Annotated in this window: 14 protein-coding genes and 2 pseudogenes; 9 read left to right on the top strand and 7 right to left on the bottom strand. The window is 72.8% G+C overall.

The genetic code is table 11. From position 1 onward, the window contains the following. Positions 1 to 38: 38 nt before the first annotated feature. From KR546_RS19905 to KR546_RS04400, 4 genes and pseudogenes are all read left to right on the top strand, one after another. Positions 39 to 602, top strand: a pseudogene (locus KR546_RS19905) (lysylphosphatidylglycerol synthase domain-containing protein); the annotation flags it as partial. A gap of 53 nt (positions 603 to 655) precedes the next feature. Beyond that, positions 656 to 1,327 (top strand): glycosyltransferase family 2 protein, encoded by a 672-nt coding sequence (locus tag KR546_RS04410; protein WP_238443486.1) that lies wholly within the window; start codon positions 656 to 658, stop codon positions 1,325 to 1,327. Positions 1,328 to 1,502: 175 nt separating this feature from the next. Further along, complete coding sequence (locus KR546_RS04405; RefSeq protein ID WP_238443485.1) at positions 1,503 to 1,832, top strand: GroES family chaperonin; 330 nt, start codon at positions 1,503 to 1,505, stop codon at positions 1,830 to 1,832. After that, positions 1,829 to 2,893, top strand: a complete 1,065-nt coding sequence (locus KR546_RS04400; protein WP_238443484.1) for a pyridoxal phosphate-dependent aminotransferase — start codon at positions 1,829 to 1,831, stop codon at positions 2,891 to 2,893. Before KR546_RS04405 ends, KR546_RS04400 begins: the two co-directional genes overlap by 4 nt. Positions 2,894 to 2,976: 83 nt before the next feature. Here the strand turns inward: KR546_RS04400 and KR546_RS04395 are convergent, their stop codons facing one another. From KR546_RS04395 to KR546_RS04385, 3 genes are read right to left on the bottom strand one after another with little or no spacing between them, the layout of a single operon-like run. Then, positions 2,977 to 3,900 carry a hydroxymethylglutaryl-CoA lyase gene (locus KR546_RS04395; RefSeq protein WP_238443483.1) on the bottom strand — a complete coding sequence of 308 codons (924 nt, stop codon included), beginning with the start codon at positions 3,898 to 3,900 and terminating at the stop codon, positions 2,977 to 2,979. After that, a complete protein-coding gene (locus KR546_RS04390) occupies positions 3,890 to 5,890 on the bottom strand; it encodes an acetyl/propionyl/methylcrotonyl-CoA carboxylase subunit alpha (RefSeq protein ID WP_238443482.1) in 2,001 nt (666 codons plus the stop codon). Before KR546_RS04390 ends, KR546_RS04395 begins: the two co-directional genes overlap by 11 nt. Continuing rightward, a complete protein-coding gene (locus KR546_RS04385) occupies positions 5,887 to 6,681 on the bottom strand; it encodes an enoyl-CoA hydratase-related protein (protein WP_238443481.1) in 795 nt (264 codons plus the stop codon). The genes KR546_RS04390 and KR546_RS04385 overlap by 4 nt, the downstream gene beginning before the upstream one ends. A gap of 571 nt (positions 6,682 to 7,252) precedes the next feature. Between KR546_RS04385 and polA the strand changes: the two genes are divergently transcribed. Both polA and KR546_RS04375 read left to right on the top strand, forming a co-directional pair. Beyond that, positions 7,253 to 9,937, top strand: coding sequence for a DNA polymerase I (polA, locus tag KR546_RS04380; RefSeq protein ID WP_238443480.1), 2,685 nt, complete (start codon positions 7,253 to 7,255; stop codon positions 9,935 to 9,937). 13 nt (positions 9,938 to 9,950) lie between these two features. Then, positions 9,951 to 10,499: a hypothetical protein gene (locus KR546_RS04375; protein ID WP_238443479.1), complete on the top strand. Its 549-nt coding sequence runs from the start codon at positions 9,951 to 9,953 to the stop codon at positions 10,497 to 10,499. Here the strand turns inward: KR546_RS04375 and KR546_RS04370 are convergent. From KR546_RS04370 to KR546_RS04360, 3 genes are all read right to left on the bottom strand, one after another. Further along, on the bottom strand, positions 10,496 to 10,768 hold the full coding sequence (locus KR546_RS04370; RefSeq protein ID WP_238443478.1) for a hypothetical protein: 273 nt from the start codon (positions 10,766 to 10,768) through the stop codon (positions 10,496 to 10,498). The two genes, KR546_RS04375 and KR546_RS04370, sit on opposite strands and share 4 nt — an antisense overlap. A 25-nt stretch (positions 10,769 to 10,793) precedes the next feature. Further along, a complete protein-coding gene (locus tag KR546_RS04365; RefSeq protein ID WP_238443477.1) occupies positions 10,794 to 11,210 on the bottom strand; it encodes a hypothetical protein in 417 nt (138 codons plus the stop codon). A gap of 91 nt (positions 11,211 to 11,301) precedes the next feature. Continuing rightward, positions 11,302 to 12,144: an inositol monophosphatase family protein gene (locus KR546_RS04360; protein ID WP_238443476.1), complete on the bottom strand. Its 843-nt coding sequence runs from the start codon at positions 12,142 to 12,144 to the stop codon at positions 11,302 to 11,304. 556 nt (positions 12,145 to 12,700) lie between these two features. Here KR546_RS04360 and rpsA point away from each other — a divergent pair. Beyond that, positions 12,701 to 13,804, top strand: a pseudogene (gene rpsA / locus KR546_RS04355) (30S ribosomal protein S1); the annotation flags it as partial. A 569-nt stretch (positions 13,805 to 14,373) separates the two neighbouring features. On the opposite strand, the gene KR546_RS04350 reads toward rpsA, so the two are convergent. Further along, the gene (locus KR546_RS04350; RefSeq protein ID WP_238443475.1) at positions 14,374 to 14,988 is read right to left on the bottom strand and encodes a TetR/AcrR family transcriptional regulator; all 615 of its coding nucleotides are present in this window, start codon (positions 14,986 to 14,988) and stop codon (positions 14,374 to 14,376) included. 122 nt (positions 14,989 to 15,110) lie between these two features. On the opposite strand from KR546_RS04350, the gene KR546_RS04345 reads away from it, so the two are divergent. Both KR546_RS04345 and coaE read left to right on the top strand, forming a co-directional pair. Further along, positions 15,111 to 15,530 (top strand): hypothetical protein, encoded by a 420-nt coding sequence (locus tag KR546_RS04345; protein ID WP_238443474.1) that lies wholly within the window; start codon positions 15,111 to 15,113, stop codon positions 15,528 to 15,530. Between the two features lie 171 nt (positions 15,531 to 15,701). Next, the gene (gene coaE / locus KR546_RS04340; protein WP_274387563.1) at positions 15,702 to 16,319 is read left to right on the top strand and encodes a dephospho-CoA kinase; all 618 of its coding nucleotides are present in this window, start codon (positions 15,702 to 15,704) and stop codon (positions 16,317 to 16,319) included. Positions 16,320 to 16,354: the final 35 nt, after the last annotated feature.

The raw sequence follows: 16,354 nt of genomic DNA, 5'->3' as shown, positions 1-16,354 counted from the left end.
AACTTCTCGTGCCGTTGCCCACGCCCCGCGAGGCCGAAATGTCCGCCCCTGACCTCGACGTCGTCCCGCCCGGTCCCAGCCGGGGACCCGGCGAGCCGCCGCTGACGACGCCGAAGCCCCCACGCACCTCCACGACTCGCCGTCGCGCCGGGCTGGCGGGGGTCCTGGTGACGGCCTTCTCGGTGGTCGCGCTGGTCGTGGTGGTGCGCGCCGTGGACCCGGGGACCTGGGCGCTCGCGTGGGGCCGGATGCTGGCCGATCCCTGGTCGCTGGTCGTGGTCCTGGCCGTCTACGGGACGGCCTTCCTCGTGCGTGCACGGGTCTGGCAGTACGTCGTCCCGCGTCTGCCGCTGGGGCAGTCGCTGGCAGGGATCCACCTCGCCCTGGGCGGGAACCACGTGTTGCCGCTGCGCCTGGGCGAGCCGCTGCGGGTCGTCTCGGCGGCCCGGCGCACCGACGTGGACGCGGCGACCGCGGGTGCGTCGACGGTCCTGCTCCGGGGGCTGGACCTCGTGGCGCTGGTGGCGCTCGCGCTGGTGGCGTCCGGTGGCCTGTTGTGGTCGCTGACCCGCGGGGGTGCGGTGGCCGCGGCCGTGCTGGCCGTGGCCGTGACCGTGGTGGGCGCCGTGTGGACCGGCCGGCGAGCGGTCCGGTCGTGCTGTTCCTGCCGGCCCACGACGAGCAGGCCACCGTCGCCGACGTCGTGGCGCGGTGCCCCGCCACGGTGGACGGCCACGACGTGGTCTGCCTCGTCATCGACGACGGCTCGACGGACGACACGGCCCGGCGCGCCACCTTCGCGGGCGCCGAGGTGGTCCGGATGCCCAGCAACCGCGGGCTGGGGGCGGCCGTGCGCGAGGGCTTCGCACAGGCCACCGCTCGCGACGCGGTGGCGGTCGCGTTCTGTGACGCCGACGGGGAGTACGACCCGGCCGACCTCGCCGACCTGGTCCGCCCGGTGCTGGACGGCACGGCCGACTACGTCGTGGGCAGTCGCTTCGACGGCGACATCGAGCGGATGCTGCCCCACCGGCGCCTCGGCAACGTCGTCCTGACCCGCTGGACCGCCTGGACCGCCCGGACGCCGATCAGCGACGGCCAGTCGGGCTACCGGGCGCTGTCCCCGGCGGCGGCCGAGCGGGCCGTCGTGGCCCATGACTTCAACTACGCGCAGGTCCTGACCCTCGACCTCCTCGCGAAGGGGTTCGCCTACCGTGAGGTGCCCATCCGCTACCACTTCCGCGAGCAGGGCCGCTCGTTCGTCCGGCTCGGCCGCTACCTGGCCGCCGTCGTCCCCGCCGTTCACCGGGTCGTCAACCGGGCGTGAGACCCGGGTCACGTCGCCCGGCGGCGCGCCACCACTGCAGGTCCGTCCCCGATCGGGCAGACTCGACGGGTCCGGGTGCCGCCCCGGTGGTCGTGGCCGTCTCGCGCCAGACCGCCCACGGGTGCCGCCGTGCGACGCCCCCCGACCTCCCCGATGCCCACACCGCGACGGAGCCATGAGCGACGACGACGAGGCCAGACGCAGCGTCCAGGTGATGGGGGACCGGGTGATGATCGCGGTGCCCGACGGCGGCGAGCGGACCAGCCGTGGTGGGATCCTGATCCCGGCGACCGCGCAGTCGGTCGACCGGAAGGGGCTGTGGGGCGAGGTCAAGACGGTCGGCCCGCACGTCCGCCACGTCGCCCCGAGCGACGAGGTCCTGTACCTCCCCGAGGACGCCATCGAGGTCGACGTCCGCGGTGACACCTACCTGGTCGTGCGCGAGCGTGACGTGCATGCCGTGGCCTCGGTCCGAACCGACTCGAAGACAGGGCTGTACCTGTGAGCCTCGACTCCGCCGCCGCCGTCGGACCCCCCGTGGGCATGGAGGTCCGCCTCTCGTCGAACGAGGCCCCGTTCGGGCCCTCACCCCGGGCCGTGTCGGCGATGACCGCCGCCGTCCCCGAGGCGCACCGCTACTGCGACGACCAGGCGACCGAGCTGCGGGCGGCCATCGCCGCGCACGAGGACCGCGACGTCGAGGAGATCGCCGTCGGCACCGGCTCCGCGGCCCTGCTGATGGACGCCATCGGGCACGAGTGCCGGGACGGCGGGGACGTGCTGACCTTCGAGCGGGCGTTCATCGTCTATCGACTGGCGGCTCGCAACGCCGGCGTGGACTACGTCGAGGTGGCGACGGGCGGCCCCGCGGTCGACGACGCCGGTGGCTACCAGCGCTCGGTCGATGCCCTGGTGGGGGCCATCGACGAGCACACCCGGCTGGTCGTGGTGGACAACCCGGGCAACCCGACCGGGGCGCACCTCGACGCCGACGAGCTCACCACCCTGGTCGAGGGCACGCCACGGCACGTCACCCTGGTGATCGACGAGGCCTACCACCAGTTCGCGGTCGGCCACCGTGGCTACGCGACCGTCGCCGAGCTCGGGCTGGAGCACCCCCGCATGCTGGTCATGCGGACCTTCTCCAAGGCCCACGCGCTGGCCGGCATGCGGGTGGGCTACGTGATGGGTCCCCGCAGCCTGGTCGGCGAGGTGGATGCCTGGCGGACCCGGTTCAACGTGGCCGCACCGGCCCAGGCCGCGGCGGTCGCCTCCCTGGACGACACCGAGCACCTCGAAGCGACGGTCCGGGGCACGCTGGCCGGGCGGGAACAGGTCGAGCGTGGCCTGGCCGACCTCGGCGTGCCCCACACGCCCAGCCTCGGCAACTTCGTGACCTTCGAGGTGGACGGCCCCGCCGCACCGGTGATCGACGCGTTCGCCGACCAGGGCGTGGGCGTGCGTGGACTGCTGCCCTACGACATGCCCTCCAGCATCCGGGTCACGGTCGGCACCCCCGACGAGATCGACCGCTTCCTGACCGCCGCCGCCACCGTCCTGGTCTGACCCGCACCTGCCAGCCCGGCCCGATCCCCTCGAGCGGGTGCGGATGGGTGCGGGTTCCGCTCGGTCGTGCACCCGCTCGGGTGTCAGCGGTCCGCGGTCTCGCGCGTGGCGAGCGTGGCGGTGACGACCCGGGACGGTGACGGGCGGCCCAGCCGCCGTGCCATCCACGCGCTGGTGTCGACCAGCGCGTCGAGGTCCACCCCGGTGGCGACGCCCGAGCCGTGCAGGGCGTAGACCAGGTCCTCGGTGGCGAGGTTGCCGGTGGCCCCGGGCGCGAACGGGCAGCCACCCAGCCCGCCGGCCGAGGCGTCGGCCGTCGTGACGCCGACCTCGAAGGCCGCGAGCGTGTTGGCCAACCCCTGGCCGTAGGTGTCGTGGCAGTGCACGGCCAAGGACGCGACCCCGACCTCGTCGACCAGGCGGTCGAGGAGGTCCTGCATCGCGCCCGGTGTTCCCACGCCGATGGTGTCGCCCAGCGACACCTCGTACACGCCCATCTCCAGCAGCGCGGCGGTGACCCGCAGGACGTCGTCGTGCGGGACGTCGCCCTGGAACGGGCAGCCCAGGACGGTCGACACGTAGCCCCGCACGTCCAGCCCGGCTTCGCGGGCTCGCTGCACGACCGGGGCGAACATCGCCAGCGAGCCGGCGATGTCGGTGTTGAGGTTGGCCTGCGAGAAGGCCTCGGAGGCCGCGGCGAACACGGCGACCTCGGTCGCGCCCGCGGCCAGGGCCTTGTCGAGCCCGACCTCGTTGGGCACCAGCACCGGGTGCGCGACGCCGGGATGGTCCCCGATCGCGGCCATCACCTCGGCGGCGTCGGCCAGTTGCGGCACCCACTTCGGGTGGACGAAGGAGGTCACCTCGACGGCCTGCAGGCCCGTGGCCGACAGCCGGTCGATGAACGCCACCTTGACCTCGGTCGGGACCACGCCGGGCTCGTTCTGGAGCCCGTCACGCGGGCCGACCTCGACGATCCGGACCTGCTCGGGAAGGTCAGGACGCATCGGGGTCCTCCTCGTCGACCTCGAACCCGACCAGCACCTGGTCGGCAGCGACCGCGTCGCCGACCGTGACCTCGATCGCGGTGACCGTGCCCGGTCCCGGGGCGGTCACGGGGTGCTCCATCTTCATCGCCTCGACCACGACCAGGACGTCCCCGGCGGCGACGTGGTCGTCCACGGCGACCGGCACGTCGACGACCTGGCCCGGCATCGGTGAGCCCAGCGTGGCGGCTCCGGCGACGGCGGCTTCGGCCAGGTGGCGCACCCGGCGTGGCGCTGCCACCCGCAACGATCCCCGGCCGGGGATCGTCACCCAGGCGTGGTCGCCGTCCCGGTCGGCAGTGATCCGCCGGTCGACCCCGTCCACCTCGACGACCAGCGTCCCGTCGGCCGCCGGTCCGTTGACCCGACCGACGATCGTGGGGGGCTGGTCGCCGTCGGCGTCGGTGCGACGCACCCGCCAGCCCTCCGGGTCCGTGGCGACCCGCCAGGTCGCCCCGGCCAGGTCGAGCGTCCAGCCACCGCCACCCGCGAGGCGCCACGGGCCCAGCACCGTCCACGGGTCCGGCGTCGGGTCAGCGCGGTCCGCGGTCGCGGCCAGCGTGGCGGCGACCGCGACCAGTTCGTGGTCCCCGAGGTCCGGTGGTGCCCAGTCCGGGAGGTGGTCGTCGAGGAACGACGTGGTGACGTCCCCGGCGGCGAACGCCGGATGGTCCAGGACGTCGGCCAGGTGGGCGAGGTTCGTCACGACCCCGGTCACCCGTGCGTTGCGCAGGGCGGCGACCAGCCGGGTGCGGGCCTGCTCACGGTCGGCGCCGTGGGCGATCACCTTGGCCAGCATGGGGTCGTAGTGCGGGCTGACCACGCTGCCGGGCTCGACGCCGGCGTCCACCCGGACGTCGGTGCCGCCGATCGCGAACCGGTCCAGCCGGCCGGTCTGGGGCAGGTGGCCGGCCGCGGCGTCCTCGGCGTACAGGCGCACCTCGATGGCGTGGCCGTCGGGCTGGTCGGGGCGCTCGGGGACGTGGCCGCCGTCGGCGATGTCGAGCTGGCAGCCGACCAGGTCCAGTCCGGTGACCAGTTCGGTGACGGGGTGCTCGACCTGCAGTCGGGTGTTCATCTCGAGGAAGAAGAAGTCGGTCCCGCCGCCGGTGGTGTCGAGGATGAACTCGACCGTGCCGAGGTTGACGTAGCCGACCCGTTCGACCAGGGCGACGGCAGCCGCGCCCATCTCCTCGCGCAGCGTGGCGTCCAGCGCGGGGGAGGGGGCCTCCTCGACGACCTTCTGGTGGCGACGCTGGACCGAGCAGTCCCGCTCGAACAGGTGCACGGCACCACCGTGGACGTCGCCCGCGACCTGGATCTCGACATGGCGCGGTGCGGTGACGTAGCGCTCGATCAGCAGCCGGTCGTCGCCGAAGGAGGCGGCCCCCTCGCGGGCAGCCCCGGCGACGGCGTCCGCGAGGTCGTCGAGGTCGTCGACCCGGCGCATCCCCTTGCCGCCACCGCCCGACACGGCCTTGACCAGCACGGGCAGGCCCAGCTCGTCGACCGCCTGGCGCAGCGCGGCGTCGTCGAGGCCGGCGGGGTCGATCGAGCGCAGCACCGGCACCCCGGCGTCGGCAGCAACCTCCTTGGCTGCGGCCTTGTCGCCCATGAGCGTGATGACGTCGGCGGAGGGACCGACGAAGGTGACCCCGGCCGCCTCGCAGGCGTGGGGCAGCGCCGGGTTCTCGGACAGGAAGCCGTAGCCCGGGTGGATGGCGTCGGCCCCGGTGTCGACCGCGGCGGCGACGATGGCGTCGACGTCGAGGTAGGCCGCGACCGGCTCGCCCGACAGCGCGACGGCGAGGTCGGCCTCGTGCACGTGGGGGGCGTCGGCGTCGACGCTGCTGTGGACCGCGACCGTGCGCAGGCCCCGGGACCGACAGGTCGCGAGGACCCGACGGGCGATCTCGCCACGGTTGGCGACCAGGACGGTGGTGATGCTCACGACGACGCGCCGTCGGTCGGCACCCACGCGGCGGGACGTCGCTCGAAGAAGGCCGCCATGCCTTCCTGGCCCTCCGCGGAGACCCGCAGGTCGGCGATCACCGGGATGGTGTGGCGGTCGGCGTCGACCGGGTCCGCCAGCACGTCGCGGACCAGGGTCTTCGTGCGGCGCTGGGCCTCCGGCGCGCCGAGCAGCAGTGCGGACACGACCTCCTCGACGCGGTCGTCGAGCTCGTCGGGCGCGACCACCTCGTGGACCAGGCCCATGTCGCGCGCCACCTCGGTGTCGAACAGCTCGCCGGTCAGGAACCAGCGACGGGCTGCCGAGGGGCCGATCTTGGGCAGCACGATCCGCGAGATCGTCGCCGGGGCGATCCCCAGCCGGACCTCGGTGAAGCCCATCTTCGCGCCACGGACCGCGACCACGACGTCGCACGCACACATCAGGCCCGTGCCGCCGGCGATGGCGTGGCCGTTCATCCGGCCCACGACCGGGGCGGGGAACTCGTCGACCGCCCGGAAGACGTCGGCGAGGCGGGCCGAGTCGGCCTCGTGCTCGGCCCGGTCCTTGTCGACCCCCTCCCGCATCCACTCCAGGTCCCCACCGGCCGAGAACACCTCGCCGGACCCGGTCAGGACCACCACCCGCACGTCCGGGTCGTCGGCCAGGTCGGCCAGGGTGTCGGTGAGGGCGGTCATGAGCTCCGGCGACATCGCGTTGCGGACCTCGGGCCGGTCGATCGTCAGCGTCACCACGCCCCGGTCGTCGCGCTCGGTCAGCAGCACGGACACGCCTGGATCCTTCGTTCGGCTCGTCGCCCCGGCATCGTCGGCGGGTCGACCTCGCAGCGTAGATGCTGCGTGCCCGCCGAGACCCATGGTGCTTCGGACCCGGGTCTGTCCGGGCACGTTGGAGTTGCTCGCTGCGCTCACAACTCCATGGCCGGGGGCGGGGTCGGAAGCTGCGTGCCCGCCGAGACCGCCCCGCTCCGGACGGGTCTGCGTCCGGGCCCGCGCGTTGGCGTTCGGTGCCGGGATGGTCGGTCGCGAACGCCAGGCGGTCGTGCAGGTCGGGGCTGGATGGCGTTGGGTGCCGGGTTGGTCGGTCGCGAACGCCAGGCGGTCGTGGAGGAGGGGCTGTATGGCGTTGGGTGCCGGGTTGGTCGGTCGCGAACGCCAGGCGGTCGTGGAGGGAGGGGCTGGATGGCGTTCGGTGCCGGGTCGGTCGGTCGCGAACGCCCGGGGCATCGGGGTCGGGGCGGCGGCGGGTGGACGGACCGGGTGGCGCACGGGGGTCCTAGACTCGTCAGGCATCGTCCGACACCTCCCAGAACATCTCCCCACAGCACCCACAGGAGTCCCGGTGGCCGAGGAACGTCCCACGCTGTTGCTGCTCGACGGCCACTCCCTGGCCTATCGCGCCTTCTACGCCCTGCCGGACACCCTGCGGACCCAGACGGGCATGCTGACCAACGCCGTCTACGGCTTCACCTCCATGCTGATCAAGATGCTGGGGGACCGCGAGCCGGACGGCGTGGCCGTGGCCTTCGACAAGGGCCGCGACATCGCCCGCACCGAGGCCTATCCCGAGTACAAGGCCAACCGGTCCGCACCGCCCGACGAGTTCCGACCCCAGGTCGACCTCATCAAGCAGGTCTGCGACGTCCTCCAGCTGCCCGTGCTGACCGTCGCCGGGATCGAGGCCGACGACGTGCTGGCCACCATCGCCGAGCGCGCGGTCGACGACGGCTGGCACGTCTACATCGTGACCGGCGACCGCGACGCGATGCAGCTGCCGCGCGAGCACCTGACCGTGCTCTACACGCTCCGCGGCATCACCGAGATGGCCGAGATGACGCCCGACGCGGTCGAGGACCGCTACGGGATCCGGCCCGAGCAGTACGTGTACGCCGCGGCACTGCGGGGCGACAACTCCGACAACCTCCCCGGTGTCCCCGGCGTGGGCGACAAGACCGCCGCCAAGCTGGTCAACCAGTTCGGCGACGTCGACGGCGTCTATGCCAACATCGACGAGGTCGGGGGCAAGAAGGTCCCCGCGATGCTGGTCGAGCACCAGGACCAGGTCCGCACCAACGTCGCGGTCATGCGGCTGCGGCGCGACGTCGACGTGGAGGTGGACCTGGACCAGCTGCGGCTGAGCCCGTGGGACGCCGACGCGATCCGCAAGCTGTTCGCGACACTGGAGTTCCGCGCCCTGTACGACCGGTTCGCCGACGAGGTCCTCGAGGCGGACATCGCCGACACCCAGGCCAGCGGCTTCCAGCGCGTGCCGCGCCGACTCGACGGTGGCGAGCTGCGGGGGTGGCTGGGCGGCATCGATGCCACCGACGCCCCGGTCGGGGTGGTGGCCGACGTGTCGGACCGGGTGCCGCACCTCCGGCTGGATGCCATCGGCCTGTCCCACGCCGACGTCGACCCGGTCAGCCTCCGGCTCGACGAGGCCACCGACGACGACCGCACCGCGCTGGCCGAGCTGCTGGCCGGCAGCCACGCCGTGGTCGCCCACGACGCCAAGGTGCTCGACCACGTCGCCCGGGGACTGGGGGTCGAGCTCGAGGCGGTCGTGATCGACACCGAGCTGGCCGCCTACCTGCTCGCCCCGGCCCAGCGCTCGTTCAGCCTCGACGCCCTCGCCCTGCAGTACCTCCAGCGTCGCCTCGAGGTGGCCGAGGGCCGCGGGTCCGACGACCAGCTGAGCCTGGACGTGGGCGACGACGAGTGGGAGGCCCGCGCGCTGCGGGCCGAGGCCGTGCGCCAGCTGGCCGAGGTCCTGGCCACCGCCCTGGACGAGCGCGACCAGCGCAAGCTCCTGGACGAGGTCGAGCTGCCACTCGTCGGAGTGCTGGCCGGCATGGAGCGCGCCGGGATGGCGGTCGACCGCCACGTCCTGGCGGAGATGTCGACCACCATGACGGAGCGGGCCCGGGACCTCGAGCTGACCATCCACGACCACGCCGGCCACGAGTTCAACGTCGGGTCGGGCAAGCAGCTCCAGGAGGTGTTGTTCACCGAGCTCGAGCTGCCCAAGACCCGGCGGATCAAGACCGGCTGGTCGACGGACGCGACCCAGTTGGGCAACATCATCGACAGCCACCCGATCGTCCCGGCGATCCTGGAGTGGCGCGAGGTCACCAAGCTGCTGACGACCTACGTGGACGCCCTGCCCCCGCTCGTCGACGACGAGTCCGGCCGGATCCACACGACCCTGTCGCAGACGGTCGCGGCGACCGGTCGGCTCAGCTCGTCCAACCCCAACCTGCAGAACATCCCGGTCCGTCGGGCCGAGGGTCGCGAGATCCGGCGGGCGTTCACGGTGGGCGGCGACTTCGACCAGCTGCTCGTCGCCGACTACAGCCAGATCGAGCTGCGGGTCATGGCCCACCTGTGCCAGGACGTCGGCCTGCTCGACGCGTTCCGCTCCGGCGAGGACATCCACGCGACGACCGCCGCCAAGGTGTTCGACCTGCCACTGGAGCACGTGGACGCGGGCCTGCGCGACCGGGCCAAGGCGGTCAACTACGGCCTCGCCTACGGCCTGACCCCGTACGGGCTGGGCCAGCAGCTCGGGATCCCGCCGGACGAGGCGACCGAGATCGTCGACGCCTACTTCGACCGGTTCCCGCTGGTGGGCGAGTTCCTCCAGGCCGCGGTCGTGGACGCCACGCGCGACGGCTACACCACGACCCTGTTCGGCCGACGGCGCTACCTCCCGGACCTCGTGTCGGCCAACCGCAACCGCCAGCAGATGGCCCAGCGGATGGCGCTCAACGCCCCGATCCAGGGCACCGCGGCCGACATCATCAAGCTCGCGATGATCGCGGTCGACGAGCAGCTCGCCGCGGCCGGGATGCGCTCACGGATGCTCCTGCAGGTCCACGACGAGATCATCCTGGAGTGCCCGGACGACGAGGTCGCGTCGGCCACCCGGTTGGTGACCGACGCGATGGCCTCGGTCGCCGACCTCGCGGTCCCGCTGGAGGTCGACACCGCGACGGGCACGACCTGGTTCGACGCCCAGAAGCACTGACGTGGCCGGTCCGATGGCGCCGCCCGCGCGTACGGCGGACCTGCACCATCGCCGGGTCACGGTCCTGGCCGCGCCCCCGGACGACGTCTGGCCCTGGCTCGTCCAGATCGGGGACGGGCGCGCCGGGTGGTACTCGCTGGACCTGCTGGAACGCGTCATCGGGCTGCAGGGATCACTCGACGGGTGGCGCTCGCTCGACCGGATCGCGCCGGAGCTGCAGGCGCTGGACGCGGGCGACACCGTGCCACTCGGGCGTGGCGCCGAGCTGGTCGTGGCGACCCGTGACCGCCCCCGGCTGTTGGAGTTCCACCACCGGAGCAGGATCGCGACGACCGACCTGGCACTGGTGTGGCGGTTCGCGTTGCGTGCCCGTCGCCGCGACGACGGCGACGTCCTCACCCGGTTGGAGACCACGACCAGCATGTGGGCCGGTCCGGGACGCACGCGGGCCGTGGCGCTGCAACTGCTGCTGGGACCCGGTCACCGGGTCATGGAGGCCGCGATGGTGCGGGGCCTGCGGCGGCGCGTCGAACGAGGGACGTCGCCGACACCGGCGGACTAGTCGTCCTCAAGCGGCGTGAGCGGATGCGGCTCGTCGTCGCCGTGGAGCCACGCGCGGGCGAGGTCCACGTCGTCGGGCAGGCCGTGGACCTCGACGCCGTCGACGCGGCACCAGTCCAGGCCCACCGCACCTCCCAGCTCGAGCACCTGGTCCATGCTCGAGTCGAGCAGGTCCGGGTCGACGTCGAGCCGGCGCACGGCAGCGGCGCCGTGACGCGTCTGGGCGTCGACGATCAGTTGGCTGACGATGGTCAGGGCAGTGGGTTCCATGCGAACAGGATAGGAGCGCGGGCGGCTACGCCGTCACGGTCGCCCGCAGGGTGCTCGCGTCCTCGTCCAGCCCAAGGGCGCCACCCGCGACGTCCTCGACGACGCACGTGTACTCGCCGGCCGGCCCGGACATCCGGAAGGTGACCTTGCCCATCATCGAGGTGTGACCCATGCCGGTGGCGGCCCGGTGCGGCCCCCGGACCCGGGCATGGACGGCGATGTCGGGGCAGCGCTTGCCCTCGGCGTCCTTGACGGTGGCCACGAAGCTGACTCGCACCCCGTCCTCGTGCTCCTCGACCTTGGTCACCAGCTCGCTGACCTGCAGCGGCCGGGCGAAGAACGCGTCACGGGGGAGGTCGTCGGGCACTGGGCCGCCACCTTCGACCAGGGCGGTGCCGCCGTGCGCCCGCGACGACGAGGAGGTGCGGAAACGACCGAACATGAGGAGATCCTTGCCTTGCGGCCGAACCTACCGCTGGGCCGCCACGGCCAGCGTCGTCCTCCACGACCGTTCGGACAGCATCTCGGACGTATCAGGCGGCGAGTGCCTGCCTCGCCGCCCGGTGCAGGTCGGGCGTGGCTGCCGCGAGGAACCGACCGCCGTCGTGGCCGGGTCCACCGGTCCACGAGGTCGCGACGCCACCGGCGCCCTCGACGATCGGCACGAGTGCGGCCACGTCGTGGGGTGACAGCCCGGCCTCGATCACCAGGTCGACGTGCCCGGCCGCCAGCATGGCGTAGGCGTAGCAGTCGGTGCCGTAGCGAGTCAGTCGAACCCGGTCCCGGACTCGCTCGAAGGCCGCCCGCTCGTCGGGGGTGCCGACCTCGGGGAAGGTCGTGAACAGGGTCGCGTGCGCGAGGTCCATGCCGTCACGCACGGCCAGTGGTGTCGTGGTGTCCCGGTGTTCGAGCCATGCCTCGCGTCGGTCGCCGTGGCTGATGCCGACGAAGCGTTCGCCGGTGTGTCCCTGGTCGATCACGCCCAGGAACGGACGGGTGCCGTCGGTGACCGCGACCAGCGTCCCCCAGGTCGGGAGGCCGCAGATGTACGCGCGGGTCCCGTCGATGGGGTCCAGCACCCAGGTCAGTCCGGACGTGCCGGGGGTGTCCTCGAGCTCCTCGCCGACGACCGCGTCGTCGGGTCGCCGCTCGCGCAGCACGGTGCGCATCGCCGCCTCGGCCGTGCGGTCGGCGATGGTGACCGGGTCGAAGCCACCGTCGTCATGCTTGTCCTCGACGAACAACGGCGTGCGGAAGGCCGACATGGCCTCGTGGCGGGCCGCCTCGGCCACGGCCGCGGCGACCACGACGAGCTCGTCGACCGTCGCGTCGCCCCCGGGCGCGGTGCCGGGTCGGGGAGCGTCGGGGTGGGTCATGGGAGCAGTCCTCCACAGGTCGTCCCGCGGACACGTCCGTGGGGCTGCGACCGTACTGGCGGGCCGATGCAGACCGGGCCACGGCCGCGGGATTGCATTCCCGGCCCGGATGGGGGACCATGGAGGCACACGGGTGGACGTGGTCCACCCGTTCCGTCGTCCGAGCGCAACGATGGTGCACGCCCACGCGAGGGCGGTGCCGACCATCCGCGGTGGTCATGCCACCGTCACCGGACGACCACAACCCGATCGCACGATCGTCCACCCGTGTCATCCACCGATGACCCGGTGCCCGGCAGACCGAGGCCGCGCGCCGCCCCGACAACGAAGCGAAGCCATGAGCGACCAGACCACCACCACCGAGAGCACCACCAGCACCACCTCCGACGAGGCCGAGGCGACCCAGACCCCGGATCCCGCCCACGCCGAGGCCGCCCCCGAGGCAGGCACTGACACCACTGAGGCCGGCCAGACCGCCGCCCCCGAGGGTGACGGTGGCGCCGAGGGCCAGCCCGACTCCGGCCCCGTCGTCGTGATGGACGACCCCGGGTCGTCGATGACCTCCACCGGCGACGTGATCGTCGACAACGACCTCTCCGACGACGAGTTCGAGGCTGCCCTCGAGGGCACCATGAAGTCGATGGAGGAGGGCTCCATCGTCGAGGGTGTCGTCGTCAAGATCGACCCCGACGAGGTCCTGCTGGACATCGGCTGGAAGTCCGAAGGCGTCATCCCGATCCGCGAGCTGTCCATCAAGATGGACATCGACCCCAACGAGGTCGTGCGCGTCGGTGACGTGGTCGAGGCCCTGGTCATGAACAAGGAGGACGACCTCGGTCGTCTCGTCCTGTCGAAGAAGCGCGCCCAGTACGAGCGCGCCTGGGGCACGATCGAGGGCATCTACAACGACGACGGCACCGTCATCGGGACCGTCATCGAGGTGGTCAAGGGTGGCCTGATCCTCGACATCGGGCTGCGTGGGTTCCTGCCCGCGTCCCTGGTCGAGATGCGTCGCGTGCGCGACCTGGCTCCCTACGTCGGCACCCAGCTCGAGTGCAAGATCATCGAACTGGACCGCAACCGCAACAACGTGGTGCTGTCGCGTCGCAAGTTCCTGGAGGAGACCCAGAGCGAGTTCCGCGCCGAGTTCCTCCAGTCGCTGCAGAAGGGCGAGATCCGTCGCGGCACCGTCTCGTCGATCGTCAACTTCGGGGCCTTCGTGGACCTGGGTGGCGTCGACGGCCTGGTGCACGTCTCGGAGCTGTCCTGGCAGCACATCGACCACCCGTCGGAGGTCGTCGAGGTCGGCGACGAGGTCGACGTCGAGGTCCTGGACGTGGACCTGGAGCGCGAGCGCGTGTCGCTGTCGCTCAAGGCCACGCAGGAAGACCCGTGGCAGAAGTTCGCCCGCGAGGTCGGTGTCGGCGAGATCGTCGAGGGCAAGGTCACCAAGCTGGTGCCGTTCGGCGCGTTCGTCAAGGTCGACGAGGGCATCGAGGGCCTGGTCCACATCTCGGAGCTGGCGAACCGCCACGTCGAGGTGCCGGAGGCCGTCGTCAACGTCGGCGACGAGATCGACGTCAAGGTCATCGACGTGGACACGGTCCGTCGTCGCGTGAGCCTGTCGCTCAAGCAGGCCACCGAGGGCGACCCGGAGAGCCCGTACGAGGACGACGCCCGTGGCGTCGAGCACGCCTACTCGTCGGGTGACGACGACAGCTCCGGTGGCGGCGGCTCGTCGCTGGCCGGTGCCCTGGCCGCGGCCGGACTGGTCCAGAACCAGGGTGCGTCTCCCGAGGAGATCGCCCTGGCCGAGGCCGAGCTGCCCGACCCGGAGCCGGCCGACGAGCCCGAGGCCGAGGCCGACGAGGCCCCGGTTGCCGACGAGGCTGCCGAGTCTGTTGAGGACGCGCCGGAGGCTGCGGCCGAGACGACGGAGGAGCCCGCGGCGGACGACGCCGAGGCTGACGACGCCGAGGAGGCATCCGACGACGACGCCGACGAGCCCGTGGCGGAGGCTGAAGCCCCTGCTGCCGAGGCCGACATGGCCGAGGTCGAGGCGACCGACGAGTCCGACGAGGCCGAGGCCTCCGACGAGGCCGAGGCCTCCGACGACACCGAGGCAGCCGACGACACCGAGACGTCCGAGGACGCCTGAGCGCCTCGCACGACCATCCACGAGCGCCCCGGCCGGCAACGGTCGGGGCGCTCGTCGTGCAGCTGCACGTCTCAGCCGGCCGGCGGTTCGAGTCCTCGCTCCTCCAGGGCCGATCCTGCATGTCCGAGGACCATGGCGCGGCGCGCCTGGTCCCAGACCAGCTCGGGGTCGTCGCCCAGGGAGCCGGACAGCTCCAGCAGGGCCAGTCCGTGGGTCAGGGCCCACAGCTGGCGGGCGAGCAGCACCGGGTCACCGGCCAGCAGGTCGGCCGCGACACAGCGACGGACCGCGTCGACCAGAACGTGGAAGGTCGCCTCGGAGCGGGCGACGGGGTCGGGGTCGTCGACCCCGTGGGGACCGTCGAACATGGCGTGGTAGAGGTTCGGGCGGGCAAGGGCGCTGCGCCGGTAGGCGTCGCCCAGGGCACGCAGCTCGGCAAGCGGGTCGAGCCCCTCGGGGTGGTCCGCGAGCTCGGCGGCCAGCCCGGCGAAGCCCCGGCGGTACAGCTCGGCGAGCAACTCGTCGCGTGAGCCGAACAGGGAGTACACGGCGCGGGTCGACACGCCGGCCTCGTCGGCCACGGCGCGCACGCTGACCGACCCGGGCCCGCCGGCACGCAGGCGGCGGGCGGCGGCGTCCACCAGGGCGTCAGCCGTCTCCTGGTCGTGCACGCGTGGTCGGGGCACGGCGTGGTCTCCGGTCGGGCGGCGCGCATCGGTCGGCCCGATTCAACCACCCTTGCCACGTGCGCGCAACAGTGTTACGTTACGGTGTCACGAAACAGTCCCGCCCGCCGTCGGAGCCCGACATGGAACCGGTCCTCGTCCTCACTCCCGCCGCCCTGCGGCTCGCGGGAATCCTGATGCTCGCCTTCGTGACCATCGAGACCGGGGGGATGTACCTGGTGAAGCTGGTGCGTGGGCGGGCACCCGCGACCGAGTTCCAGATGAACTTCGCCCGGGCCGGCCATGCCCACGCCGGCGTGCTCGTGATCCTCGGCGTGCTGACCGCGGTGCTGACCGACGCCACCCACCTCACCGGAGTGGCGTCGCTGGTGGCCCGCAGCGGGGTGCCGGTCGCGGCGATCCTGATGCCGGCCGGGTTCTTCTTCTCCTCGATGGGCACCGATGTCCACGAGCCGAACCGCCTGATCGTCCTGGTCTGGCTGGGGGCAGTTGCGCTGGCGGCCGGGGCCGCAACGCTCGGCATCGGCCTGCTGACCGCCTGACTCCCGCCGCGCGTGCCACCCTCGAGCGCGCGGACCACCTCGAGTCGGTTGTCGTCTCGACGTCCATCAGCGCCTTCGCAGTCCCCAACCGACGGGGTGGAAGCGGGTGGGTGAGGGGGTGGGGACCTGCCGGGATAGGTTGGCCGGGTCCGCGATCGGGAGGCACGACTGATGCTCGTGGGGCTCACTGGCGGGATCGGGAGTGGGAAGTCGACCGTGGCGGGGATGCTGGCGGAGGCGGGCATGGTGGTGATCGACGCCGATGCGATCGCGCGCGAGGTGGTCGAGCCCGGCGAGCCTGCGCTGGCGGCGATCGCGGAGCGCTTCGGGGACACCGTCATCGACGACGGTGGCGGGCTCGACCGCGCCGCCCTGGCCGCGATCGTGTTCCGCGACGACGACGAACGCGCCGCGCTCGAGGCGATCACCCACCCCGCCATCCGCGCCGAGGTCAGCCGCCGGCACCGGGCCGCGACGGCCCGCGACCCCGAGGCGATCGTCGTGCTGGACCACCCGCTGCTGGTCGAGACCGACCAGGTCGACAGCGTGGACGCGCTCGTCGTGGTGCTGGCACCGGCCCGGCAGCGACGCGACCGGCTGGTGACCCATCGCGGCATGGACCCCGACGACGTCGACGCCCGGATGGCCTCCCAGGTCGACGACGCCACCCGACGTGCCGCCGCCACCCACGTCCTCGACAACAGCGGCTCCCGCGACGACCTCGCCGGGCAGGTCGCCGACCTGGTCACCGACCTGCGACAGCGGTCGGCCGGGGCCACGACCTCGTGAGCATGCCACGACCGGGACGGAGCCCGCGATGAGGT

It is taken from the genome of Salsipaludibacter albus (assembly GCF_019798055.1).
In the GTDB taxonomy this organism is placed as follows: domain Bacteria; phylum Actinomycetota; class Nitriliruptoria; order Nitriliruptorales; family Nitriliruptoraceae; genus Salsipaludibacter; species Salsipaludibacter albus.
Note: the sequence above shows the minus strand (reverse complement) of the source record. Positions and strands in the feature narration are given on the sequence as shown.

Bases quoted from the DNA above. Each gene is read 5' to 3' on its own strand.
- KR546_RS04405 (WP_238443485.1), top strand. From the start codon at position 1,503: ATGAGCGACGACGACGAGGCCAGACGCAGCGTCCAGGTGATGGGGGAC.
- KR546_RS04395 (WP_238443483.1), bottom strand. From the start codon at position 3,900: ATGCGTCCTGACCTTCCCGAGCAGGTCCGGATCGTCGAGGTCGGCCCG.
- KR546_RS04375 (WP_238443479.1), top strand. From the start codon at position 9,951: ATGGCGCCGCCCGCGCGTACGGCGGACCTGCACCATCGCCGGGTCACG.
- KR546_RS04370 (WP_238443478.1), bottom strand. From the start codon at position 10,768: ATGGAACCCACTGCCCTGACCATCGTCAGCCAACTGATCGTCGACGCC.
- KR546_RS04365 (WP_238443477.1), bottom strand. From the start codon at position 11,210: ATGTTCGGTCGTTTCCGCACCTCCTCGTCGTCGCGGGCGCACGGCGGC.
- KR546_RS04360 (WP_238443476.1), bottom strand. From the start codon at position 12,144: ATGACCCACCCCGACGCTCCCCGACCCGGCACCGCGCCCGGGGGCGAC.
- KR546_RS04345 (WP_238443474.1), top strand. From the start codon at position 15,111: ATGGAACCGGTCCTCGTCCTCACTCCCGCCGCCCTGCGGCTCGCGGGA.
- coaE (WP_274387563.1), top strand. From the start codon at position 15,702: ATGCTCGTGGGGCTCACTGGCGGGATCGGGAGTGGGAAGTCGACCGTG.